We start from the raw sequence: 23790 nt of genomic DNA on the forward strand, positions 1-23790 counted from the left end.
CCTGCGGCCGGCTCTGGGTCTTGACGGGCCACTCGGCCTGGACCTTCATGGTTGACCGTGAGGCGCGGGGTTCCCGCGGACGTCACAGTCCCGTGGCATCGACGGGCCTAGCCGACGCGATCACGGCAACCTCTTGGGTAAGCAGCTGGCGGAAGGTTAGGGCTTCACGCTCTCAACGAACTTTTCCGAATGCCAGCCTGACGTAACGATGGTTATCGGCGTTCTAAAATTCGTGGGGGAGTGGCTTCAAGAGGGGCTGTTTCCTGCCCTCGTTCGTGGCGTTTCTGCACGGACTGCGGGGGTCAGAACTGCTCGGCCAGTGCCCGGTTTACGGCGGGGATGTCCAGGAAGGCAGGGTCAAAAGGCGCATCGGAGCCGGTTATCTCGGCCACCCAGGCGCAGTGTTCGACGTGGTTCGGATGCGACGGGTCGGCCAGGGCATCCATGATCTCCTCGTATCCGGGAAAACCTCCGGAGTCTTCCAGCGGGCCCCGGCGGGCGCCGTCGATCAGTCGGGCCGGCGGACTGTCTCCGTCCGCGTGCCGGCGGGAAACCAGCTCGAGCCGGTGGAGCCAGCTGTCGCCAAAGTCGTATTCATAAAGGGCTGCGCCAGAACCCAGGGCGAGCAGCTGATCCAGGGAGCCCTCCTCCTCGGGCCTGTCCTCCCGTTCCTCACACACCTGCCGCGGAAGCCACTGCAGGACCTCAGGAATCTCACCGTTGACCGGGCGCAGCGGCGCGAACGGGTCGTTGGTGACAAACCTGTGCAGGTGCGCGTCCTCCCAGCCAAAGGCTGCCTGCAGTATCTGGTGTAGCTGGCTCAGAGCCAGGGAGCCCGGGAGCTCGAACAGGCGCCAAAATGTCAGGCACGCTGTCGACCAGCTCTACGCGAACCTCCAGGACAGAGTCCTGTCCAGCCCCGGTCCCGGCCTCAGATTTGTCCATGCAGCCCATTCTTACAGGCCTCACTGCCCTTGTACTCAGACGGGGTGCCCCCCCGCCGCGGCCCATAGCCCGCCGAGAGGTCCGTTATCGGCGTTCGTTTTTGAGTGTGGCTCGATGGGAGATTCGGCCATCGGGGCGCCTGTAAACGGCCTCCTATTCACCTCGGCGTCCGCGGGCGTAAGCGGCTCACGTTTGCGAATGGGACCCGGTTATGGATTTTCCGGCAAGCGGCCAGACAACGCCTGGACTGCCTCGGCGATGCCTATGTCTTCTCGTTCAACCTCTTCCATGAAGAGGCGACCGGCCGTTATGAGACCGTCCTCACTCTCGAAGATCGTCACGCCGCGCATGCGGAAGGGCTGCCCGTCAGTGTGCGTGCCGGCCCAAGTCCATTCGCTCCACGTAGCATTGCCGTCGTCCACCGAGCGGACCACTTCTGCGTGAAAATCGGGAATGCCGGCGAACATGGCTGCCCAGTTCGCGTGCATCTGCGCCCGACCCACGAAGGCCCTGGCCGGGTGGGCCGGTTGCACACTCTTGTATGACTCATGGAATAACCCGGCCGCTGACTCGAGGTCGTGGTTATTGAAGGCAGCCATCAGTCTTTGGATAACCTCGCTCACCTGATTACTCCTCCCCGCCGGGCGGGGTCGCGCCACCGTCTGGCGCCCGAAAGGTTCCCGGCAACATCCTCGGATGCGTTAATTCTCCGCTACTACTACGGCCAGGGAGCCACCCCAACGGCTCCTAATTCCCAGCCGAGCAGAACCCGAATTGACCCCAGCCGTGGACCGCTCAAAATCACTCTAGTGGTCAGGCTGCAAGGGCTGGTCCAGGCCTGGGCATCACCCATCAAGGAAGTCGGCCGATGGCTCATTCCTTCGTCGCATTCGAGGCCAGCGCAACATTAGTTCTGCAGAAGCGGGCACCTGGGACTAACCGGAGTCAGGTTTTCAAGGCATGCTTCAGATGCCGCCCGACGCTTCCGATCTCGCTTCGATACGGCAGGATCACTGCTTGCGAAGCCCATCAAGTCGCGTCGGCAGGCAGGGCTGGCTCTGCACGTTCTGCCGATTAACCGCTGCAAATTTCCTAAGTGAACGAAAGGCCGGTTATCGGCGTTTGAAGAAGCTTGAAATCCCGAGGAGATACCGGCGTTCCACGGTCGGAACCGCGATCGGAAATGGCCTTGGTTGACGGTTTTCTTGAGCTGGAACGCTCAAGTGGAAAATTGGAGTGGAGCGCCATCCTGCAGAAGATGGCGAGCGACCTTGGATTCTCGAAGATCCTGTTCGGCCTGTTGCCTAAGGACAGCCAGGACTACGAGAACGCCTTCATCGTCGGCAACTACCCGGCCGCCTGGCGCGAGCATTACGACCGGGCTGGCTACGCGCGGGTCGACCCGACGGTCAGTCACTGTACCCAGAGCGTACTGCCGATTTTCTGGGAACCGTCCATCTACCAGACGCGAAAGCAGCACGAGTTCTTCGAGGAAGCCTCGGCCGCCGGCCTGGTGTATGGGCTGACCATGCCGCTGCATGGTGCTCGCGGCGAACTCGGCGCGCTGAGCCTCAGCGTGGAAGCGGAAAACCGGGCCGAGGCCAACCGTTTCATAGAGTCGGTCCTGCCGACCCTGTGGATGCTCAAGGACTACGCACTGCAGAGCGGTGCCGGACTGGCCTTCGAACATCCGGTCAGCAAACCGGTGGTTCTGACCAGCCGGGAGAAGGAAGTGTTGCAGTGGTGCGCCATCGGCAAGACCAGTTGGGAGATATCGGTTATCTGCAACTGCTCGGAAGCCAATGTGAACTTCCATATGGGAAATATTCGGCGGAAGTTCGGTGTGACCTCCCGCCGCGTAGCGGCCATTATGGCCGTTAATTTGGGTCTTATTACTCTCTGAATGCCCCCTTCCGCAGCGGATCCGGCGGGCCCGGAGAGCCCTCTTTTCCGGACCCTTCAGACGTCCGATCGACCCACCGTTGCCGTTTTCCGCGGGATGTTGACGAACGACTGTCCCGCGCGTATGACGGGCCGTATCAGGTCAATTGCGGGCCGTTCCCCACAGCCCGCCCGTTGGAAGGATAAGGAAATGGCGGTTGCAGTCATCATGGAATTCAACGGCGCCACACTGGAACAATACGACCAGGTCATTGAAAGAATGGGACTCTCACGGGGCGGCCCGGGCCCGGCCGGCGCACTGTCCCACTGGGTAGGCGCGACGGACAACGGCATACTCGTAACGGATCTCTGGAAGTCCCGGGAGCTGTATGACGCCTTCGCACGGGACCAGATCGGGCCCTATAGCGCAGAATCTGGTATTCCCGAGCAGCCGAAAATCACCTATTACGACGCCTACAACTACTTCACGCAGGGCGCAGACGCCTGAGCACCACGGAACGGACTTGCCGAGGCTCGGCTTTATCCTCGCGGTGGTTTCGCATCCGCGACGAGGACACCGGCAGTCTTCAAGGCACGGTCAGTCAGGCCCCGCAGGAGGAATCCACTCAATAGCGGCGAGAACGCCGCTGGCCGTGTTCCGCCTCATCTTTAACGTGCACCGCGTCCGCGAGCTCCGAACAACTCTGCACCAAGGACGTAGTCCCACTCGGCAAAAGTTTCAGCGGTCGCCGCAGCCCCCAAGATCTGTGTGGGAGTTGCGATGACCTGGCCAAGGCAGGGGTCAAGGATCAGATTCAGAAGATTGGGTATAGACGGCCATTCCCGGTGGTCCCGGAAATACAGCGGAAGCCTCTCATCGCTGTCAGCTAACAACGGGGCGGGTGAAAGCCTTGCACCAAGGATGCCGGGCAGTGAGGCAACGGTGAATGTCTGGACCCCGCGGGGCCGTTGCCATATCGTTGGGGAACCGATCAAAGCCGATCGGAGGTCTCCGCATCGGAGGTGAATAATGGGCATTATCTCGTCTGGTTTTCACGGAAAACGGCGGACCGGCAATGCAGCGATACCACCCGGTCAACACGAGACGGGCACCTTTCCCGTATTGACGGCGGGCCCTGCACCTTATGTCGCCAGGGCAGACTGGGAATTCTTCATTACAACCGAGGCGGGGCAGCGCCACGCGTGGTCCTGGGACGCATTCATGGCACTACCGCAGGTTGATATCCGGACCGATATTCACTGCGTCACCAGCTGGTCCAAGCTGGGCACTTCGTGGCGCGGGGTATCCCTGGACACTTTGTTCGAGGACGTGGAAACAGCGTCCGAATTCACGACGGCCCACTCCTACGGCGGCTATACGACCAACGTTCCGCTGCGGGACCTTCTTGGCGGCAAGGCGTGGGTGGCCTGGGAATTCGACGGTGAGCCACTGGAATGGGCCCACGGTGGACCGGCCCGCCTGCTGGTGCCCCATTTGTACCTTTGGAAGAGCGCGAAGTGGATCAACGGCATCGAGCTGATGCGGGAGGACATTCCCGGTTTCTGGGAATCGAATGGTTACCACATGCACGGCGATCCGTGGCGCGAGGAGCGCTACTCATGAGGGCGCCCGCATGAGCACGCTCTGGCGTGTCGCCGAGGTCGTCAGCGGCGTTCCTGAGTCGGAAACTTCCAGAACCATCGGGCTAAGGGTCGACGGTTTGAACGGCAACCTCGCCGGCCAGCACATCGATATCCGGCTCACGGCCGACGACGGGTACACCGCCGTACGGTCCTACTCCGTCGCTACAGCCGGCATGGACGAAATCCTGGAGATCACGGTCGATGAATTGACCGACGGGGAAGTCTCCCCTTACCTGGTCAGGGACCTGATGGTCGGCGATCAATTGGAAATACGGGGGCCGGTGGGTGGTTGGTTCGTCTGGCGGCCGACGGACACGAACACTGTTCAGCTGATCGCCGGAGGGTCCGGCATCGTGCCGCTCATGTCCATGATCCGGGCGCATGAGGCATCGGAGAATCCGTCACCGTTCCGGCTTCTGTATTCCCTCAAATCGCCGGAGGCGGGGTTCTATCGGGAGGAGCTGCTTACTCTGAGCCGGGAGTCCCCCAAACTCACGGTCGACTACGTCTACACCCGCAAAGTTCCCCCGGGCTGGGCGGGTGCTCCGAAGCGGCTCACGGCCGAAACGTTGCTGGCGACCGTCCTGCCGGCGGAGGCTGGCCCCGACATATTCATCTGTGGTCAGACGATGTTTGTCGAAACGGTCGCAGGATGGCTCGTGCAGGCGGGCTACCCGGCCACCTCGATCAAGACCGAACGCTTCGGCGGAACTGGAGGACTCCGGTGACTGGCATAAGCGGATTGCCCTCCCAAGGCGCCGAGAACCCGCACGTCGAGGACCCGCGCGTCGAGGACCATGGAATTAGGGCAGCAGTTGGGATGGGATGCGTACTTTTATAGTATCTTTGCGCGAACCATGGATATGCAGGAGTTTACGGCTGTCGCGTTGAGGGCCTTGCGCGAACTACGGTTTGATTTTTTTGCCTACGGCATGTGCAGCGTGACTCCGTTCATGCGGCCCAGGACTTATATGTATGGCAATTATCCCGAGGACTGGGTGCAGCGATATCAGGCGGCTAACTACGCGGTGATCGATCCCACGGTGAAACACAGCAAAGTATCGTCGTCCCCCATTTTGTGGAGCAATGAGTTGTTCCGTGGGTGCCCGGATCTGTGGTCCGAAGCCAACGACTCGAATTTACGCCACGGCCTGGCACAGCCCTCGTTCAACACCCAGGGGAGGGTTGGGGTGTTAAGCCTGGCGCGCAAGGATAATCCCATCAGTCTTCAGGAATTTGAGGCGTTGAAGGTGGTGACCAAGGCGTTTGCCGCAGCGGTCCACGAGAAGATTTCCGAGCTGGAGAGCGACGTGCGTGTGTTCAATACGGATGTGGAGTTCAGCGGTAGGGAATGTGATGTGCTGCGCTGGACGGCCGACGGCAAGACCTCGGAGGAAATCGGCGTGATCATGGGGGTGTGCACCGATACGGTGAATTACCACCACCGCAACATCCAACGCAAAATCGGCGCCAGTAACCGCGTGCAGGCAGTCTCTTACGCCGTCGCGATGGGCTATATCTGAATGGAATTAGGGCAGCAGTTGGGATGGGATGCGTACTTTTATAGTATCTTTGCGCGAACCATGGATATGCAGGAGTTTACGGCTGTCGCGTTGAGGGCCTTGCGCGAACTACGGTTTGATTTTTTTGCCTACGGCATGTGCAGCGTGACTCCGTTCATGCGGCCCAGGACTTATATGTATGGCAATTATCCCGAGGACTGGGTGCAGCGATATCAGGCGGCTAACTACGCGGTGATCGATCCCACGGTGAAACACAGCAAAGTATCGTCGTCCCCCATTTTGTGGAGCAATGAGTTGTTCCGTGGGTGCCCGGATCTGTGGTCCGAAGCCAACGACTCGAATTTACGCCACGGCCTGGCACAGCCCTCGTTCAACACCCAGGGGAGGGTTGGGGTGTTAAGCCTGGCGCGCAAGGATAATCCCATCAGTCTTCAGGAATTTGAGGCGTTGAAGGTGGTGACCAAGGCGTTTGCCGCAGCGGTCCACGAGAAGATTTCCGAGCTGGAGAGCGACGTGCGTGTGTTCAATACGGATGTGGAGTTCAGCGGTAGGGAATGTGATGTGCTGCGCTGGACGGCCGACGGCAAGACCTCGGAGGAAATCGGCGTGATCATGGGGGTGTGCACCGATACGGTGAATTACCACCACCGCAACATCCAACGCAAAATCGGCGCCAGTAACCGCGTGCAGGCAGTCTCTTACGCCGTCGCGATGGGCTATATCTGAATGACATCGCCGGAATCGCGGGTAATCCGATACCTCATCTGGACGGAAACGCTGCGGCAGGGCCTCTGTGGGAACTGTTCCGCATCGACATCATCGCAGCGATCGGACGGTGCAAAAACTGCGGCGCCGTCCGGGTCTTCGGGGAGGCGGCAGTCTATGCCGACGCCCCGGGAATCGTTGTGCGCTGCAGTTCCTGCGACGGCGTCCTTCTGCGACTCGTGGAGACTCCCACCAGCTACTGGCTCGATGTAAGCGGACTCAGCTACCTCCAAATCGACCGAGAGGGCTAGGGCTTGGCCAGAAAGCACTGCTCCACCCAGGGGCCTGAAATCCTTGCCGGTCGTAAGAGCCACCGGGCCGGGATCCTGGGTGACCGCCGCGTTGGAAGAAAACGGCTAGTTCTTCCGGGCCCGAGTGCGTACCAGCGCGGTGACGCCCGCGGCGAGACCAAGCACGCCTGCTACCAGCCCCAACCGGCCTGAGGTTTCGCTGCCGCTGGACGAACCAGCCGGCACCGTTGAGGCGGCAGGTGCCGCTTCCGGCGTCGCGGTTGCGGAGCCCGTGGCTTCGGCGGCGGTGGTGACGAAGGCGGGCGCCGGGTGGTGCTCCTTTTCTGCGGCTGCTGACGCCGGCGCGGACGCTGACGCGGACGCTGCGGCGTGATCGTGCCCTGCCTCTTCCGTATCGGCCCAGCCAACAGTGGTCCCGTCGGTGTAGCCCTGCACGGCGGGCAGCGTCACCGTGGTGCCGGCAGCCGGGAGCCGGCCAACCGAGAGCGTGAAGGTCTGGAATTCGTTCTGGCCGATCTGGTGGGCGGTGTCGGCGGTCCAGATCACGCTGGTAGGTGCCTTGGTCACTGTGGCCCCGTCAATCTCCACCGGCTTGGGCAGTGCAGTGGTGACAACCTGCGCCTTCCAGCCGTCGATCGGCTTGACCGAGACCGACGTCAGCGGGGTGTCGGTGGGGAGTTTGACCTCGAGCCGGTTGGTCTTGGCGGTCTCGGATTCATTCGGGACGCTGAAGGTCAGCTTGGTGAATCCGCCCTCGGCGGTCTTGGACGGATCGACGGTGACGTGAGCGGAAGCGGCCACGGCGCTGGCGGCCAGGAGCCCCGCCGTCATCGAGGCGGCGGCTGCGGTCTTCAGGGTACGGCGAAGGAAGCTATTCATGGCAGGTGTGCCTTTCACAAAGAAAAAATCATCAGGAACAGGCCCGCAGCATGGCGGGCGCCGGGAAGGAAGGTGGTGCGCGCCGCCGTCGGTCCCTGTCCGTAGTGAAGGGTCCTGCTAGGCAGCCGGCGCCAGTCCGGGAGGTCCCCGCAGGGAGGGCAGGCGCAGAGCGGGGCTGGCCGGCGGGAGAATGGAGCTGCGCTGGCAGGACGCCTACCATCAATTCAGCGCCGCGGAGAACGAGCAGCAGCTCTTCCAGCGGATCGCCGCGTATTCGAAGCGCCTGGGCTTCGAATACTGCTGTTACGGAATCCGGGTGCCGCTGCCCGTGTCGAAATCGGCCGTCGCGATCTTCGACACCTATCCGGACGGCTGGATGGCGCACTATCAGGCGCAGGACTACATCAAGATCGATTCGACGGTCCGCGACGGTGCGCTCACCACCAACATGATCGTCTGGCCGGACGTCGACGAGGTCGCGCCATGCCCGTTGTGGGAAGATGCGCGCGAGGCCGGGTTGTCGGTCGGCATCGCGCAGTCGAGCTGGGCCGCGCGCGGCGCGTTCGGCCTGCTGAGCATCGCGCGCCATGCGGATCGCCTCACGCCTGCCGAAATCGACATGCTCACGCTGCAGACCCACTGGCTCGCGAACCTGTCACATTCGCTGATGAGCGGCTTCATGGTGCCGAAGCTCGCGCCAGCGGCAAGCGTCGTGCTGACGGCGCGGGAACGCGAAGTGCTGTGCTGGACCGCCGAAGGCAAGACGGCATGCGAGATCGGTCAGATCCTCGGCATCGCGGAGCGGACGGTGACTTTTCACGTCAACAACGTCCTCGTGAAGCTTGGCGCGACCAACAAGGTGCAGGCGGTCGTCAAGGCGGTCTCGGCGGGGCTCATCGATATGTTCTGAATGGCCGGCGCACCGCAGGGGCCCGGGACACGGGCCGGAACGATGCCGACCGGCTGGGGCTGGCGGACCAAGGGGCGCAGCCAGGAGGCCACGACTCCCAGGGCCTGTTCTCCGCGGGCCATGACCAGTGCTGCGGCCAAGGTGGCGACAGCGTGGGCTACAAACATGAGGCCATCGGAGGCGGCTTCGTGGGCCGGTGCGGCACCGGCGAAGGCCTCCGCGGACACGACCATCCCGGAGTGCTGGGCATGGCCCGGCATCAGCTGCGGGGGCGCCGTCGCAGAGGACGCGGCCGACAGTGCGTCGAAGGCCCAGTGCAGCCAGAGCTGCCCGGCACCCAGCAGGCCGGTAAGCGCGGGGAAGGTGAGCCGGAACCGCGTTAGTGCGGCCACCGGGACCATGGAGCTGCGCTGGCAGGACGCCTACCATCAATTCAGCGCCGCGGAGAACGAGCAGCAGCTCTTCCAGCGGATCGCCGCGTATTCGAAGCGCCTGGGCTTCGAATACTGCTGTTACGGAATCCGGGTGCCGCTGCCCGTGTCGAAATCGGCCGTCGCGATCTTCGACACCTATCCGGACGGCTGGATGGCGCACTATCAGGCGCAGGACTACATCAAGATCGATTCGACGGTCCGCGACGGTGCGCTCACCACCAACATGATCGTCTGGCCGGACGTCGACGAGGTCGCGCCATGCCCGTTGTGGGAAGATGCGCGCGAGGCCGGGTTGTCGGTCGGCATCGCGCAGTCGAGCTGGGCCGCGCGCGGCGCGTTCGGCCTGCTGAGCATCGCGCGCCATGCGGATCGCCTCACGCCTGCCGAAATCGACATGCTCACGCTGCAGACCCACTGGCTCGCGAACCTGTCACATTCGCTGATGAGCGGCTTCATGGTGCCGAAGCTCGCGCCAGCGGCAAGCGTCGTGCTGACGGCGCGGGAACGCGAAGTGCTGTGCTGGACCGCCGAAGGCAAGACGGCATGCGAGATCGGTCAGATCCTCGGCATCGCGGAGCGGACGGTGACTTTTCACGTCAACAACGTCCTCGTGAAGCTTGGCGCGACCAACAAGGTGCAGGCGGTCGTCAAGGCGGTCTCGGCGGGGCTCATCGATATGTTCTGAATGGACACTGCGCAGAGCGCCGCGAGGATTGCCGGCTCCGGAAGCCGGCCGCCGGCGGCAAGGTGCCCGCCGGCGGAGAATCCCACAAGGATGGACCCGATCAGCGCGGTCCGGAAAAGCCGGAACGGGGCGCGAGGCAACATCGGCGGTCCTTTCCGGAAGATCAGCGGCGCGGGCGGCGGGGCCGGATTCAGGTGGTTCAATTCCGGCGCTGGCCCAATCTGGCAGTGGCTCAATTCTAGTCGCCCGCCGGGACCGCCCCAGCTTCTGCTGGCGATCATCACGCGCTGCCGGCCGGGTCCTGAGGTTTGGTCGTCAGGGCCCGTTCCCAGTGCTCGCGGCGGCTTCGTTGGGGGCCAGGCGACGCCGCACATAGGCACCCACCGCGATCAGGCAAGCCGCGAGCGCCATCCCTCCTGCGGCCACGCCCCAGGGGAATCCGGCCTCCTCCGCGGGCGTCTGGACGGGCGCCTGCGCTGCGGGCCGCGCAGTTCCGGATTGCCGGATACCGTTCGCCTGCCCGGCCGTGAAGATGAAGCTTCCCTCAATGGGGTGGGAGTCGGAGGACACCACGCGCCAAACAACCCTGTACCGGCCGGCGGGGGCACCGGCCTTGATGGAGCTGCGCTGGCAGGACGCCTACCATCAATTCAGCGCCGCGGAGAACGAGCAGCAGCTCTTCCAGCGGATCGCCGCGTATTCGAAGCGCCTGGGCTTCGAATACTGCTGTTACGGAATCCGGGTGCCGCTGCCCGTGTCGAAATCGGCCGTCGCGATCTTCGACACCTATCCGGACGGCTGGATGGCGCACTATCAGGCGCAGGACTACATCAAGATCGATTCGACGGTCCGCGACGGTGCGCTCACCACCAACATGATCGTCTGGCCGGACGTCGACGAGGTCGCGCCATGCCCGTTGTGGGAAGATGCGCGCGAGGCCGGGTTGTCGGTCGGCATCGCGCAGTCGAGCTGGGCCGCGCGCGGCGCGTTCGGCCTGCTGAGCATCGCGCGCCATGCGGATCGCCTCACGCCTGCCGAAATCGACATGCTCACGCTGCAGACCCACTGGCTCGCGAACCTGTCACATTCGCTGATGAGCGGCTTCATGGTGCCGAAGCTCGCGCCAGCGGCAAGCGTCGTGCTGACGGCGCGGGAACGCGAAGTGCTGTGCTGGACCGCCGAAGGCAAGACGGCATGCGAGATCGGTCAGATCCTCGGCATCGCGGAGCGGACGGTGACTTTTCACGTCAACAACGTCCTCGTGAAGCTTGGCGCGACCAACAAGGTGCAGGCGGTCGTCAAGGCGGTCTCGGCGGGGCTCATCGATATGTTCTGAATGGAACTACGCTGGCAGGATGCCTACCACCAGTTCAATACGGCGGAAAACGAGCAGCAGCTCTTTCACCAGGTTTCCGCATACTCGAAGCGTCTCGGCTTCGAGTACTGCTGCTATGGAATCCGCGTGCCGCAGCCGGGATCGCAGCCCTTGGTCGAGATCTTCGACACCTATCCGCCGGGCTGGATGGCGCACTATCAGGCGCGCAACTACATCGAGATCGATCCGACCGTGCGCGACGGGGCGGCGAGCCCGAACATGATCATCTGGCCCGACGCCGATGCGGCGGAGCAACCGTCGCTCTGGCGCGACGCGCGCGACTTCGGCATGTCGGTCGGCGTCGCGCAGTCGAGCTGGGCCGCGCGCGGCGTGTTCGGACTGTTGACCATCGCGCGGCGCTCGGACCGCCTCACGCCGGCCGAGATCAACAGCCTGACGCTGCAGGCCAACTGGCTCGCCAATCTCTCGCATTCGCTGATGGGCCGGTTCCTCGTGCCGAAGCTGTCGCCGGCCGCGAGCATCTCGCTCACCAAGCGCGAACGCGAGGTGCTGAGCTGGACCAGCGAAGGCCGCACCGCCAGCGAGATCGGCGAACAGCTCAACATCTCCGAGCGCACCGTCACGTTCCACATCAACAACATCCTCGCCAAGCTCGGCGCGGCCAACAAGGTGCAGGCGGTCGTCAAGGCGATCGGCATGGGGCTGATCCAGGCGCCGTAGATGGCCTGGGCGACTTGGTTGTCCACGATAACCACGGGCCCGTCGGACTGGTTGGTGCCGCTTTCGTCGTTGACCAGGATCCGCGAGCCGATCGCGATCGGCGTCCTGTTGAATGTCAGCCGGACCATGCCCGGAACTGCGGCGACGACGGACCCGTCAGCAGGCTCCACCGTCTCAACGACGTCGTGCGCGGCCGCCGGCTGCGCCGCAGCCAAAGGGAAAACGGTCGCGCAGACGGCAAGGAGCAGACCTCCGATGGCCCAGCGCAGCCGCCACGTTCTGAACCGCGAGCCCATGGCACACCATCCTCCGTCGTCGGCCGAACATCCTGCCTCAGTTTATGACCCGGGGCCGGTTCGCGGACCACCTTTCCGGGGTGGCCATCATGACCATCTGCGGGCCCTGGCACAAGGTTTTCCCACGCTGCCCTGCCTACCGTCGGCATGTCACAGAAGCCTGCGCCCGGAGGGGAGGCACAGATGGATCTTCGCGGCTCACTGCGCCTTTTCCGTGCGGCCCTGGTTACGGGCATGACGATGTCGCTGGCCGCCGCCGGGCATGTGCTCGGCGGCGGGGCGCTTCCCGGACCGGCGGCCACCGCCGTCCTGGCGGCGCTCCTACTGGCGCCGGCGGCCTGGCTCGCCGGCCGGCAGCTGTCCTTCCTGACACTCTTGGGCGTGCTGGGAGCCGGGCAACTCATCCTGCACACGGCCTTCACGTCATTTAGCCGCGGAGCCGTGTGCCCGCCGTCGTTGGCCGGGCAGCCCCCGCACCACGGGGCTGCCCCGGGCGCCGGGTGTTCCACAACGGATTCCGTGGCCCTCTCCCTTCACACCGGAGAGGCCGCCGAGGCACCGGACATGACGGCCGGACATCTCCTTGCGCTGGTGTGTACAGCCTGGCTGCTCCACAAGGGCGAAGAGGCGCTGTGGCAGCTCCTGGCATGGCTCCGTCCGCTCGTGCAGCTCCCACGCCCCGCCGGGACCATGCCCGTCAGCCCCGAAGCCGCCATCTTCCACCTGGCATTCGTTCCCACGCCGCGGCGCAACCTTCGCCAGGACAGCCTTCGCGGGCCTCCTGCCAAGCTCCGCCCGTGCACCATGCCCTGACCTGCCTGCTCAGTCCTGGGGACCGGTGAACGGGATTCGCCTACCCACCATCCCCAAGCACTGTCCGCCGCCGTGAGTGCGGCAGCCCCCGCGAAAGGCAAGAATCGTGAACTTCCCGACTACACGCACGCTGAAATCCGCCACCGTCCTGGCCACCGCAGCCGGCCTCATGGCCCTGGGCGCCGGCGCGGCCTCGGCCCACGTCAGAGTGGATCCGGCCTCAACCTCCGCCGGCGGCTTCTCCCAGCTGACATTCAAAGTTCCCAACGAGTCCGAGACCGCCAAGACCACCAAACTGACCGTCACGCTGCCCACCGGGACACCGTTCACCTCGGTGTCGGTCAAGCCCATGGAAGGCTGGACGGCCAAGGTCACCGAAGCCAAACTTCCGGCCCCCGTCACGGTCGACGGCGCGACGATCACGAAAGCCGCGTCCTCCGTCATCTGGACGGCAGACCAGGCCCATCAGCTTGGACAGCACGAGTACCAGACGTTCTCGATCTCGGTTGGCAGGCTCCCTGCCGCGGGCACCACGGTGGCCCTGCCGGCGGCGCAGACCTACTCCGACGGGACGGTGGTGAACTGGAATGAGCCCGAGGCTGCCGGCCAGGCTGAACCCGACCACCCGGTTCCCGCTTTCGTCACCACGGCCGCCGCTGATGAACACGGCCATGGCGCGAGCGCCGGCACTGCTGCTGCGGACACGACTGCGGCGGACGCGAAGGTCGCCGATGCAACGGCGGCGTCTGCCACCGCGCCCGTCTCGGCCGCACCGGACAACACCTTCGGCATCGCCGGGCTGGCGGCCGGCCTCCTCGGCCTCGCCGCCGGGAGCGCCGCCCTCATCCGGACGCGCACCCCGCGGAAGAACTGACCCCGTAGGCAGGGCCCTGGGGTGACCCGCCCGGAGGCTCAAACAGGGCCCTGCCTAGGACGCAGTGACCACCAGCGCCACGCTGTGTCCGCCGAAGCCGAACGCATTGACGAGGCCCGCCGTCGCGGTGCTGCCGCTGACGGTTCCGGTGATGACGTTGAGGTCCACCTCGGGGTCGACGCGGCCCAGGTTGTACGTGCCGGGAAGGTCGCCGGTCCGGAGGGCCTGGAGCGTGGCGATGGCACCCAGTGCGCCGGCGCCGCCGAGCAGGTGCCCGGTCAGCGACTTCGTGGACGTCACCGGCACCGCGGTGCCGATCACCGCCCGGATGGCCTGCGCTTCCAGCCTGTCGCCCACCGGAGTGGACGTCGCGTGGGCGTGCACAAATCCGATGTCCGCCCCGCTGAGGTCCGCCGAGGCGAGCGCCTTCTCCATGACCCTGCGCTGCATGTCCGGGTCGGCCGCCACAATATCGCTGGCGTCCGAGGTCACGGCGCCACCGGCTATGGCACCCAGGACCTCCGCGCCGCGCGCCCGGGCATGGTCTTCGCTCTCCAGCACCAGGATGCCGGCGCCTTCCGCGATGACGAAGCCGTCACGGTCCCGGTCAAACGGACGCGACGCCCCCTGCGGGTCGTCGTTGCGGGTGGAGAGGGCCCTGATCTGGGAGAAGCCGCTGATGATGAGGTCGTTGACGCACGCGTCAACGCCGCCGGCAATCACGACGTCGGCCGCTCCGGACCGGATCATCTCGGCACCTTGCGCGATTGCCTCGGCGCCGGACGCGCAGGCGCTGACGGGGGTGCGTGCCCCGCCGCGGGCGCCAAGATCGATGGAACTACGCTGGCAGGATGCCTACCACCAGTTCAATACGGCGGAAAACGAGCAGCAGCTCTTTCACCAGGTTTCCGCATACTCGAAGCGTCTCGGCTTCGAGTACTGCTGCTATGGAATCCGCGTGCCGCAGCCGGGATCGCAGCCCTTGGTCGAGATCTTCGACACCTATCCGCCGGGCTGGATGGCGCACTATCAGGCGCGCAACTACATCGAGATCGATCCGACCGTGCGCGACGGGGCGGCGAGCCCGAACATGATCATCTGGCCCGACGCCGATGCGGCGGAGCAACCGTCGCTCTGGCGCGACGCGCGCGACTTCGGCATGTCGGTCGGCGTCGCGCAGTCGAGCTGGGCCGCGCGCGGCGTGTTCGGACTGTTGACCATCGCGCGGCGCTCGGACCGCCTCACGCCGGCCGAGATCAACAGCCTGACGCTGCAGGCCAACTGGCTCGCCAATCTCTCGCATTCGCTGATGGGCCGGTTCCTCGTGCCGAAGCTGTCGCCGGCCGCGAGCATCTCGCTCACCAAGCGCGAACGCGAGGTGCTGAGCTGGACCAGCGAAGGCCGCACCGCCAGCGAGATCGGCGAACAGCTCAACATCTCCGAGCGCACCGTCACGTTCCACATCAACAACATCCTCGCCAAGCTCGGCGCGGCCAACAAGGTGCAGGCGGTCGTCAAGGCGATCGGCATGGGGCTGATCCAGGCGCCGTAGATGGAAACCCAGGCGGACGGGCCGTTGACCATGATCCGGGTCAGGGTGTGCGGCGAGACCTTCCGCGGACCGCCGGTGTCCAGCTCACGGGTCTGGGCGAGCGTGGTGTCCAGGCCCCCGTAGCCTGAACCGATCACCACGGCGAGCCGTTCGGGATCGACGTCGGGGGTTCCAGCCTGGGCCCAGGCCTCACGGGCCGCAACGAGCGCAAGCTGTCCGCAGCGGTCCATCCGCTTGAGCTCGCGGGTAGTCAGCAGGGACGCCAGATCGGCCGTGACGCGTCCCGCGATCCGCACCGGCAGGGCGTGGGCCCAGGCCTCGCTCAGGGCGGCGATGCCCGAACGCCCGGCCAGCATTGAGGTCCAGGTTTCGGGAACCGTGGCGCCGAGGGGGTTGAGCGAGCCCATGCCGGTAACGACGGCCCGGGATGAAACTGCAGACATGGCACACCTTGCTTCCAGGAACCGGACCTGACGCCCGGCGTTAGACAATTCGGCACCGCTCAGCCGACCGGAACACCGCCCCGGCCCGGAGGACCGGACAACCCCGGGTTCCATGGAGTATTCGGATCCGTGGGGCCGGCGGATGGCCGCAGCGGCTACTTGGCGGGGTTGTGCGTTCCGATCGGCACGAGCGTGAGGTCGGGGTGGTTCTTCTCGATGCGGCGCAGTGCCCAGACGTCGTTGAACAGGGCGAGGTATTCGCCGTCGGACCGCAGCAGCACCTCAGCGCCGATCACGTTGGCCAGCGTGGGCATGGCGTCCGCCGTCGAGATCCTTGCCATGGAATACGGGAGTCGTTCCAGCCGCATGGGTGCGCTGAAGTCGTGGGCCATGCGGTCCTCCACCACTTCGAACTGCATGGGGCCGACGGCGGCAAGCACCGGCGCCTGGTCACCGCGGATGTCGGAGCGGAGCACCTGGATGACGCCCTCGTGCTCGAGCTGCTCGATGCCGCGGCGGAACTGCTTGAAGCGGCTGGGGTCCTTGGAACGGGCCACCTGGAAGTGTTCCGGAGCGAACAGCGGAATCGCGGGGAATTCCACCGGGTCCTCGAGGAAGAGGCTGTCGCCCACCCGCAGCGAGGACGCGTTGACCAGGCCAACCACGTCGCCGGGAAATGCCTCATCGATGACTTCGCGTTCGCGGCCGAACACCTGCTGCGCATACTTTGTGGCGAAGGACTTGCCAGTCCGCGTCTGGGTGACCACCATGCCGCGCTCGAACACGCCCGAGCAGACGCGGATGAAGGCGACGTGGTCGCGGTGGGCCTTGTTCATGCCGGCCTGGACCTTGAAGACAAATCCGGCGAAGGGCGCGTCCACAGGCCGTGCGGCGCCGTCGACGTCGGGCCGCGGCGCGGCGGGCGGGGCGAAGTCCACCAGGGCGTCCAGGATCTCCTTGACGCCGAAGTTCAGCGCCGCGGAGCTGAACAGGATGGGCGTGGCCTTGCCCGCGTGGAAGGCGTCGACGTCGAATTCAAGGTTGGATTCGATGACCAGTCCGGCTTCGTCCACGGCGTTGGACCAGTCGTCCCCCTGGTTGGCGGCGGCTTCCTCCGGGGTGAAGTACTCGGTGAGGGCGATGTTGGCGCCGGCGTTGTTGCGCTGGAACCGGGCAAAGCGGTCGTTGCGCAGGTCCCACACGCCGCGGAAGTCACCGGAGATGCCCACGGCCCATGTCAGCGGCATGGGCTGGAGGCCGGTGCGTTCGGTGATTTCGTCCATCAGCGCCAGCGCGTCAAGGCCCGGGCGGTCCCACTTGTTGATGACCGTGATGATGGGCAGGTTCCGCTGTTTGCAGACCTCGAAGAGTTTCATGGTCTGGGTTTCCAGGCCCTTCGCCGCATCCACGAGCATCACTGCGCAGTCGACGGCGGCCAGCACCCGGTAGGTGTCCTCCGAGAAGTCCGCGTGGCCGGGGGTGTCCAGCAGGTTGATTACGGTGTCGCGGTAGGAGAACTGGAGCGCCGCGGAGCTGATGGAAATGCCGCGGTCCTTCTCCATCTGCATCCAGTCCGAGACAGTCTCCTTGCGGTTGGCCTTTCCACTGGAGGCTCCCGCCGTGCCGATGACCTTGGCGTGCAGGGCGAGGGCCTCGGTGAGCGTGGACTTGCCGGCGTCCGGATGTGAGATGACAGCGAACGTCCGGCGTCGGCCCGCCTGCTTGTGAATCTCATGGACTCGGGCGGGGCTGAGGACTTCTTGGGACACGGTGCTACTTTCGCTGCGATCCGCGGAGGATCCTGGTTTTCGGAAATATGTGCGGGGGCCTGAAAGGTCAGAAGCCCTGATGAATCTGGGGCTCAGGAGAATTCAGCTTCCGGGTGGCGGCGGTGACTCGCCAGCCAAGGCTTCAAGTTTATCGCAGGGCCGGAAACCGTGCGGAAGGCGGGCCCAAAGTGGCCGTCCGCCGGCCGCCGCCGGAGGCACTTCGGGGGGCTTCCCGGCAGACGTTCGACGGGGCACTTTGAGGCTTGTCCGTGCGGTTCTTGGGGTAATGTACGTCTAGGATGGTGCATGCGGGAAACCGAGTACTTTTGATCCTGCCGGCAGACTCCTGAAAACCGGCATACCTGCAGGGCCGCCCTGCACCTTTGAAGGGAATGTCTATGGCTCGCAGCCCTGAAGAATCGCTGAAAGCGACTTTGGGTAGGGTGGCCCCGGGAACCCCGCTGAGGGACGGCCTGGAACGCATTCTCCGCGGACGCACCGGCGCATTGATTGTACTGGGATCGGACCGGACCATCGAATCGATCTGCTCCGGCGGCTTCGACATCGGCATCGATTTCTCCCCCACGCGGCTGCGCGAGCTGGCCAAGATGGACGGCGCCATCATCTGCGACAAGGACGCCGGGAACATCCTCCGCGCCGCGGTCCAGCTGGTTCCCGATTCAAGCATCGAAACGCAGGAATCCGGCACCCGCCACAGGACCGCAGAACGCGTGGCCATCCAGACCGGCGTCCCGGTGATCTCCGTAAGCCAGTCCATGCAGATCATCGCCCTCTACGTGAACGGGCTGCGGCACGTGCTGGAGGGCTCCGAGAAGGTTCTCGCCCGCGCCAACCAGGCCCTCGCCACGCTGGAACGCTACCGGTCCCGGCTGGACCAGGTCACGAGTTCGCTCTCCGCCCTGGAAATCGAGGCCATGGTGACCGTGCGCGACGTCGCCGTCACGCTGCAGCGCCAGGAAATGGTGCGCCGGATCTCGGAGGAGATTTCCCAGTATGTGCTGGAGCTCGGCGAGGACGGCAGGCTCCTGTCCCTCCAGCTGGACGAACTCACGGTGGGCCGCGGGCCGGGCAGCGACATCATCATCCGCGACTACGCCGGGCCGAATGCGTCGCCCGAGGACATCGACGGTGCGGTCAGTGCCCTGCTCAGCCTGGGCCCCACCGAGCTGATCGACCTCGGCAAGATCGCCGGGATCATCGGGTTCGCCGGCGGAGTGGACACGCTCGACGCCGTCGTCCAGCCGCGGGGCTACCGCCTGCTGTCCGGGCTGAAGGCCGTCCCGAAGGCCGTGGCCGACCGGCTCGTGGACCACTTTGGCGGGCTGCAGCACCTCATGGCCGCGAGCATCGACGACCTCATGACCGTGGACGGCATCGGCGACCAGCGTGCCCGCACGGTGCGCGAGGGGCTCAGCCGGATGGCCGAAGCCAGCCTCCTCGACCGCTTCCTCTAAACCCGCGTCAGCTCAGCTGGAAGACGGCCGGCGGGCTGACCTTGGCGCCGAGCTTGGCGATGAACACGTAGTATCCGCTGCCGGCGGCGGACCCCTCCGCGATCTTGGCGCAGCCCTGCACCGAGCGGCTGCGCGGCCACGGGAAGTTCGCCGTCTCGCTCCTGCCCGGGGCGATGGACTTGACGAGGTCGTTGCTGGAGGCCTGGCAGTCACCGGAGGAGAAGATCCGGTCCGAGCCGCTGGTGACCAGGAACTGCATCTGCGACGTGCCGATGTTCACCTTGCACGGCAGTTTGCCGCCGTTCGTGACCTTGAGGGTCAATATCGGCTTTTCGTCCGGGCCGTAGGAAGCCTTGTTCGTGGCGGCAGTAACGGTCACGAGCTTCTGGTCACAGGCGGGTGAGGCCGACGGCGTGGCGGAGGGGGTCGCGGACGGCGCCCCCGCAGTCTGCCCGCCGCTCGGCTGCGAGGTACTTCCGCCCTCCGTGGCGGCTACCTGCTCCGTCTGGGCGTTGACCGCGGCGGACACTGTGGCAATCCCGCCGGCGATCAGTCCCAGGACCAGCAGCAGCGCTCCCCCGGCGAACAGGCGACGACGCCGGTACACTGCCGGGCTCGGCTTCCGCACAGTCCGGGAGCCCGGACCGGCAGACTTTTTTCCCGCTGTTCTTCCGGCCGGCGCCTTTGCTGCCGGTTTCTTCTTCATCGCCGATTTCTGCACCGGAACCCGGCCCGCGCCGGATGTCGGATCGTCTTGCCTACCCATCCTCCTAGGCTAGAGAACGGCCGGGGTTTATGGGGTTCCACCACGCCGGGCCCGGGACCAGCCATGTTCAATTCGTTGTTCAATTTCCCGTGACAACTGTCAGCAGGCTTACTAAAATTGAATCCCGGTTACCACTTACCGGGCCTAGTAGGAGAGGACCATTGATGGAAAATCATGTGTCTGTCGGTCACCTTGAACGCGTCCTGCTGCCGCTGACTTTTGGAAAGCACCAGAGCCACGGAACGGAGTTCACAGTTCTCGCCGTTGAGATTTGGAACACCGGCATCGTGGTCAACCTGCACCTTGCATCCACCAACGGCTCGGAGCCCAACACCCCGGAAATTGCCATCTACGATCACTTCGGCACGGAGTACCGGCTGGATCAGGTTGCCACCATTGGCGCCCGTCAGCTGCAGTTCTTTGCTCCGTCGATTCCCGAGGGAACGCGGAGCCTGACCATCCGCTGCGCGGATCCGGACGGTGCCAGCTTTGTGGTCGCGCTTGCGGTGCCGGCCGCCAACGGCCGGGGAGGCGAGACGCTTCACGGCCATGTGAAACGCCTGCCCGCACGGCCCAACGGAACTCGGCCCAACGGAATGGAACCGGACATACATCAGGAAGCCAGCTGACAATCCGGGCCCCGGCATGGCCGGACCGGATTTCAACTAGAGTGTTGGCATCAAAACCAAAACCGTTTCCTCCCCCGCGTCCACGGACGCCCCTGCCGGACTAGGGCTGCCGGCGATCCACCGCGCCCTGGAGAACTGGTTCGGGGACGAAGCCCGCGACCTGCCCTGGAGATCGCCCGACTGCTCTCCGTGGGGTGTGCTGGTGAGCGAAATAATGCTCCAGCAGACCCCCGTAGTGCGGGTGCTCCCGGTCTGGGAAGAGTGGCTGCGGCGCTGGCCCGAACCCGCTGACCTGGCCGGAGAACCGGCAGGTGAAGCGGTCCGCGCGTGGGGCCGCCTCGGCTACCCCCGGCGTGCCCTCCGGTTGCACGGCGCGGCCACTGCGATCGTTCAGGACCACGGCGGGGAGGTTCCCGGGGGCTACGCCGAGCTGCTCAGCCTCCCGGGCGTGGGCGGTTACACCGCGGCCGCCGTCGCCGCCTTTGCCTTCGGGCGGCGCGAAACAGTGGTGGACACCAACATCCGGCGCGTCCACGCGCGGCTCTTTTCGGGCAGCGCACTGCCCGCTCCGGCGCTGACGTCTGCGGAAATGCGGCTGGCCGCCGCACTGTTGCCGGACGACGTCGGCAGTTCCGTCCGTTGGAACGCCTCAGTCATGGAACTGGGGGCGCTGGTCTGCACAGCGCGTGCCCCCAAGTGCGCCGCATGTCCGGTACGCGAGCGGTGCGCCTGGCTGGCGGCGGGCGAGCCGCCGCCGTCGTACACGCCCAAGGGCCAGGCCTGGCACGGCACTGACCGCCAGGTCCGCGGCGGCGTGATGGCCGTCCTGCGGCTGGCCGACGCGCCGGTGCCGGCGGAGATGTTCCAGCAGGCGCCGGCGGACCTCGGCTTCGAGGCGGCCGGCATCGGCGTCCCGCTCGCCGCGCTGCACCGCCTGAACTGCCCTCCCGAGCAGCTGGAGCGGGCGCTGGCAGGGCTTCTGGCGGACGGCCTCGCCGAGCAGCATCAGGGCGGGTACAGGCTGCCCGCGTAGCTGCACATCTGGCGGACGGGCCCCGGCCGGGGCTTGTGGGGGCCGCCCTTTGATCTCGAATTGGCAGTCGTTCCAGTGGCAGGGGTAACGATGTCTGCACCAGTTTCCGCCTCCGGGTCCGCGCGGCACTGAGCCGGATTTACGCTGAAGTATGGGCAAGGCAGGGGTACTTCTGGCCACAGTTGCGACGACCGTACTCGTCTCCGGATGCCACATGTTCGAGGTGGCCTGTCCCGCGATCGCCCAGGCCTCAGGCGTGTCGGTCACGGTGGCGGCAAGCTACGCCCCTGCGGTGAAGGCCCTCCACGTCAAGGCCTGCCAGGAGGGAGTGTGCCGGGAGAATGACCTGACGCTGGTGGCCGGCAGCATTTCCGTGGACCTGGGCTGCGAGCCCGCCGTGCCGCCCGATGTTCCGAGGCGCGGCTTTCCAGGCCCAGATGTTCCGGAGCAGGACGGCCGCGGACCGGACCGCCCGTGCTCAGCCACGGCCTCGCCGGACGGCACCAAGCGGGGCATGCTCATGCTGGACGTCCTGACGGAGTCGCCGATAGACGTCACGGCCACGGGAACCTCCATCGACGGCAGCCCCCTGCCCGCGCGCACCCTGCGCTTCACTCCGCGGGGCGACTACCCGTTCGGCGAACCGTGCGGGCGGTTTATCTCCGCTTCCGTGGTGTTGGATGAGGCCGGGCTCCGCCAGGACCGCTAGGCTGCCGGGCCCCTTCAGCTGGTGGGACGCATGGCTGTTGGGCCACCGGGACCGTTCACGAAGGGCTTCAGGGTTCTCCGAAACCTGCCTTGACCAGGCCCTCCACATAGGCCACGGCGCGTTCCGCGTCCGGGCCGGACGCTTCCACATGGAGCACCGAACCTTTGCCTGCCCCCAGCGTCATGAGCCCCGTCATGGAGGCGCCGTCGACGCCGTTAACCGTCACCTCGGCGTCGAGCGCGGCAAGGCCGCCGGCGATCTTTGCCGCTGGCCGGGCGTGCATGCCGGCCAGGTTGACGAGCTCAAAGTCGCCGCTCGCGTCCGGAACGGCGGGAGCCGGCGCAGCTACGGAAACTCCTGGCTGCGGGACGCCGGTGCGGGCTTCTCCGGCGTGCGCGGCCCCTGCGGCAACGTGCGCGGCGGAGGGAACATGTTCCTCGTCCTTGGGCCGCGACGCGGGGTAGCCGTGGGTTGCCTCCGCTGCCCGTTTGACCGCGTGGACGCTGGCGCCGCCCTGGGCTGCCACGGCCGCCGCCACGAGGCCTTCCACAATGGGCGCGTCGGCGAGCAGCACCGTATCCGGCGCTTCCGCGAATTCCAGCGCCGACTCGGCGGTCATGACGGCCGATCCGAGGTCTGTGAGCACCACAATGCCCTCGCCGCCGGCGGCGAGTTCCAGGGCGGACATCACCTTTTCAAGGCTGGTGCCGATCCGGCCGTCGGAGGTTCCGCCGGCCGGAACCATCATCACGTCCGGCGCCATCTGCGCTGCCAGTTCCACGGCGCCGTCGGCGATCTTTTCACTATGGGAAACCACAACGATGCGCACTGTCACGCGGCGGCCCCCGCTGCGGCACGCAGGATCAGAGCGCTCGAGGCGGCCCCGGGATCGCGGTGGCCGGCGCTTCGCTCGCCAAGGTAGCTGGCCCTGCCCTTGCGTGCCACGAGGGGATCGGTGGCCACGGCCCCTGCTTCTGCGGCTTCCGCCGCGGCAATCAGCACGGCAAGGGTGTCGCCGTCGGCGGCCGCTGCGGCGGCGGCTTCGACGGCGGGAGTCCAGGCATCGACCATGGTCTTGTCGCCGGACTCCGCCTTGCCCCGGGCCACGATGCCGTCCCGTGCGGCGCCCAGCGCCGCGGCGAGCGCCGCGGCATCGATGTAGGCGGCGTCGCCAAGCGCGGTGCCGGCCCGCAGGAACGCCGTGCCGTAGAGCGGACCGGCGGCCCCGCCCACCTTGGACATCAACGCCATGGCCGTCAGCTTGAGCGCAGCCCCCGGGGTTTCCGGCGGGGATTCTGCCAGCTTGTCCAAGACCGCTTGGAAGCCGCGATCCATGTTCTCCCCGTGATCCGAGTCGCCGATGGCCCTGTCCAGTTCAATGAGTTCCACCCTGTGCTCCGCCATCGCCTGAGCGGAGAGCGTCAGCCATTTCACGGCCCAGTTGACGTCCAGCCCCAC

At 65.7% G+C, this 23790-nt stretch carries 28 protein-coding genes; 17 read left to right on the forward strand and 11 right to left on the reverse strand.

Annotation, left to right across the window (positions count from 1 at the left end):
• Positions 1–302: 302 nt before the first annotated feature.
• Positions 303–866: a plasmid pRiA4b ORF-3 family protein gene (locus tag ABFP37_RS09265; RefSeq protein WP_347033451.1), complete on the reverse strand. Its 564-nt coding sequence runs from the start codon at positions 864–866 to the stop codon at positions 303–305.
• Positions 867–1154: 288 nt separating this feature from the next.
• On the reverse strand, positions 1155–1568 hold the full coding sequence (locus ABFP37_RS09270; protein ID WP_347033364.1) for a nuclear transport factor 2 family protein: 414 nt from the start codon (positions 1566–1568) through the stop codon (positions 1155–1157).
• A 560-nt stretch (positions 1569–2128) separates the two neighbouring features.
• Here ABFP37_RS09270 and lasR point away from each other — a divergent pair.
• From lasR to ABFP37_RS09300, 6 genes are all read left to right on the forward strand, one after another.
• Positions 2129–2848 carry a transcriptional regulator LasR gene (gene lasR / locus ABFP37_RS09275; RefSeq protein WP_347032980.1) on the forward strand — a complete coding sequence of 240 codons (720 nt, stop codon included), beginning with the start codon at positions 2129–2131 and terminating at the stop codon, positions 2846–2848.
• 189 nt (positions 2849–3037) lie between these two features.
• Positions 3038–3334, forward strand: coding sequence for a hypothetical protein (locus tag ABFP37_RS09280; RefSeq protein ID WP_347033365.1), 297 nt, complete (start codon positions 3038–3040; stop codon positions 3332–3334).
• 522 nt (positions 3335–3856) lie between these two features.
• A complete protein-coding gene (locus ABFP37_RS09285) occupies positions 3857–4450 on the forward strand; it encodes a molybdopterin-dependent oxidoreductase (protein WP_347033366.1) in 594 nt (197 codons plus the stop codon).
• Between the two features lie 10 nt (positions 4451–4460).
• The gene (locus ABFP37_RS09290) at positions 4461–5198 is read left to right on the forward strand and encodes a ferredoxin reductase (RefSeq protein ID WP_347033367.1); all 738 of its coding nucleotides are present in this window, start codon (positions 4461–4463) and stop codon (positions 5196–5198) included.
• A gap of 129 nt (positions 5199–5327) precedes the next feature.
• Positions 5328–5993, forward strand: coding sequence for an autoinducer binding domain-containing protein (locus ABFP37_RS09295; protein ID WP_347033368.1), 666 nt, complete (start codon positions 5328–5330; stop codon positions 5991–5993).
• A gap of 60 nt (positions 5994–6053) precedes the next feature.
• Positions 6054–6719 carry an autoinducer binding domain-containing protein gene (locus ABFP37_RS09300; protein WP_347033368.1) on the forward strand — a complete coding sequence of 222 codons (666 nt, stop codon included), beginning with the start codon at positions 6054–6056 and terminating at the stop codon, positions 6717–6719.
• Here ABFP37_RS09300 and ABFP37_RS09305 read toward each other — a convergent pair.
• A complete protein-coding gene (locus ABFP37_RS09305) occupies positions 6710–7072 on the reverse strand; it encodes a hypothetical protein (protein WP_347033369.1) in 363 nt (120 codons plus the stop codon). The genes ABFP37_RS09300 and ABFP37_RS09305 overlap by 10 nt on opposite strands.
• Before the next feature lie 42 nt (positions 7073–7114).
• On the reverse strand, positions 7115–7888 hold the full coding sequence (locus ABFP37_RS09310; protein ID WP_347033370.1) for a YcnI family protein: 774 nt from the start codon (positions 7886–7888) through the stop codon (positions 7115–7117).
• Positions 7889–8078: 190 nt separating this feature from the next.
• On the opposite strand from ABFP37_RS09310, the gene ABFP37_RS09315 reads away from it, so the two are divergent.
• Positions 8079–8798, forward strand: a complete 720-nt coding sequence (locus ABFP37_RS09315; RefSeq protein WP_243567400.1) for an autoinducer binding domain-containing protein — start codon at positions 8079–8081, stop codon at positions 8796–8798.
• On the opposite strand, the gene ABFP37_RS09320 is transcribed toward ABFP37_RS09315, so the two are convergent.
• Complete coding sequence (locus ABFP37_RS09320) at positions 8705–9190, reverse strand: hypothetical protein (RefSeq protein ID WP_347033371.1); 486 nt, start codon at positions 9188–9190, stop codon at positions 8705–8707. The genes ABFP37_RS09315 and ABFP37_RS09320 overlap by 94 nt on opposite strands.
• 7 nt (positions 9191–9197) lie before the next feature.
• Between ABFP37_RS09320 and ABFP37_RS09325 the strand changes: the two genes are divergently transcribed.
• Entirely contained in the window at positions 9198–9917 is a 720-nt protein-coding gene (locus ABFP37_RS09325; protein ID WP_243567400.1) for an autoinducer binding domain-containing protein, read from the forward strand.
• A 315-nt stretch (positions 9918–10232) separates the two neighbouring features.
• Here ABFP37_RS09325 and ABFP37_RS09330 read toward each other — a convergent pair whose 3' ends face one another.
• Complete coding sequence (locus ABFP37_RS09330) at positions 10233–10490, reverse strand: hypothetical protein (RefSeq protein WP_347033372.1); 258 nt, start codon at positions 10488–10490, stop codon at positions 10233–10235.
• Between the two features lie 43 nt (positions 10491–10533).
• On the opposite strand from ABFP37_RS09330, the gene ABFP37_RS09335 reads away from it, so the two are divergent.
• The 4 genes from ABFP37_RS09335 (at position 10534) to ABFP37_RS09350 (ending at position 13956) form a co-directional block, all read left to right on the forward strand.
• Positions 10534–11253 (forward strand): autoinducer binding domain-containing protein, encoded by a 720-nt coding sequence (locus tag ABFP37_RS09335; RefSeq protein ID WP_243567400.1) that lies wholly within the window; start codon positions 10534–10536, stop codon positions 11251–11253.
• Positions 11254–11973 carry an autoinducer binding domain-containing protein gene (locus ABFP37_RS09340; protein ID WP_015877499.1) on the forward strand — a complete coding sequence of 240 codons (720 nt, stop codon included), beginning with the start codon at positions 11254–11256 and terminating at the stop codon, positions 11971–11973.
• Between the two features lie 443 nt (positions 11974–12416).
• Complete coding sequence (locus ABFP37_RS09345) at positions 12417–13082, forward strand: hypothetical protein (protein WP_347033373.1); 666 nt, start codon at positions 12417–12419, stop codon at positions 13080–13082.
• Between the two features lie 106 nt (positions 13083–13188).
• Positions 13189–13956, forward strand: a complete 768-nt coding sequence (locus tag ABFP37_RS09350; protein WP_078027402.1) for a YcnI family protein — start codon at positions 13189–13191, stop codon at positions 13954–13956.
• Between the two features lie 54 nt (positions 13957–14010).
• Here ABFP37_RS09350 and ABFP37_RS09355 read toward each other — a convergent pair whose 3' ends face one another.
• Positions 14011–14790 (reverse strand): beta-ketoacyl-[acyl-carrier-protein] synthase family protein, encoded by a 780-nt coding sequence (locus ABFP37_RS09355; RefSeq protein ID WP_347033452.1) that lies wholly within the window; start codon positions 14788–14790, stop codon positions 14011–14013.
• Between ABFP37_RS09355 and ABFP37_RS09360 the strand changes: the two genes are divergently transcribed.
• Positions 14789–15508 carry an autoinducer binding domain-containing protein gene (locus tag ABFP37_RS09360; protein ID WP_015877499.1) on the forward strand — a complete coding sequence of 240 codons (720 nt, stop codon included), beginning with the start codon at positions 14789–14791 and terminating at the stop codon, positions 15506–15508. The two genes, ABFP37_RS09355 and ABFP37_RS09360, sit on opposite strands and share 2 nt — an antisense overlap.
• Before the next feature lie 598 nt (positions 15509–16106).
• Here the strand turns inward: ABFP37_RS09360 and ABFP37_RS09365 are convergent.
• Entirely contained in the window at positions 16107–17720 is a 1614-nt protein-coding gene (locus ABFP37_RS09365; protein ID WP_078027404.1) for a peptide chain release factor 3, read from the reverse strand.
• A 398-nt stretch (positions 17721–18118) separates the two neighbouring features.
• Here ABFP37_RS09365 and disA point away from each other — a divergent pair, with 398 nt between their 5' ends.
• Positions 18119–19195 (forward strand): DNA integrity scanning diadenylate cyclase DisA, encoded by a 1077-nt coding sequence (disA, locus tag ABFP37_RS09370; RefSeq protein ID WP_078027405.1) that lies wholly within the window; start codon positions 18119–18121, stop codon positions 19193–19195.
• A 7-nt stretch (positions 19196–19202) separates the two neighbouring features.
• Here disA and ABFP37_RS09375 read toward each other — a convergent pair whose 3' ends face one another.
• Complete coding sequence (locus tag ABFP37_RS09375; protein ID WP_144275855.1) at positions 19203–19961, reverse strand: hypothetical protein; 759 nt, start codon at positions 19959–19961, stop codon at positions 19203–19205.
• Positions 19962–20122: 161 nt separating this feature from the next.
• Between ABFP37_RS09375 and ABFP37_RS09380 the strand changes: the two genes are divergently transcribed.
• From ABFP37_RS09380 to ABFP37_RS09390, 3 genes are all read left to right on the forward strand, one after another.
• On the forward strand, positions 20123–20590 hold the full coding sequence (locus ABFP37_RS09380; RefSeq protein WP_347033374.1) for a hypothetical protein: 468 nt from the start codon (positions 20123–20125) through the stop codon (positions 20588–20590).
• Between the two features lie 202 nt (positions 20591–20792).
• Positions 20793–21623, forward strand: a complete 831-nt coding sequence (locus ABFP37_RS09385; protein ID WP_347033375.1) for an A/G-specific adenine glycosylase — start codon at positions 20793–20795, stop codon at positions 21621–21623.
• Positions 21624–21774: 151 nt separating this feature from the next.
• A complete protein-coding gene (locus ABFP37_RS09390; RefSeq protein ID WP_347033376.1) occupies positions 21775–22332 on the forward strand; it encodes a hypothetical protein in 558 nt (185 codons plus the stop codon).
• 67 nt (positions 22333–22399) lie between these two features.
• On the opposite strand, the gene dhaM is transcribed toward ABFP37_RS09390, so the two are convergent.
• Positions 22400–23167: a dihydroxyacetone kinase phosphoryl donor subunit DhaM gene (gene dhaM, locus ABFP37_RS09395; RefSeq protein WP_078027409.1), complete on the reverse strand. Its 768-nt coding sequence runs from the start codon at positions 23165–23167 to the stop codon at positions 22400–22402.
• Positions 23164–23790 (reverse strand): dihydroxyacetone kinase subunit DhaL, encoded by a 627-nt coding sequence (dhaL, locus tag ABFP37_RS09400; protein WP_078027410.1) that lies wholly within the window; start codon positions 23788–23790, stop codon positions 23164–23166. The genes dhaM and dhaL overlap by 4 nt, the downstream gene beginning before the upstream one ends.

This window comes from Burkholderia sp. RS01 (genome assembly GCF_039748055.1).
In the GTDB taxonomy this organism is placed as follows: domain Bacteria; phylum Actinomycetota; class Actinomycetes; order Actinomycetales; family Micrococcaceae; genus Arthrobacter.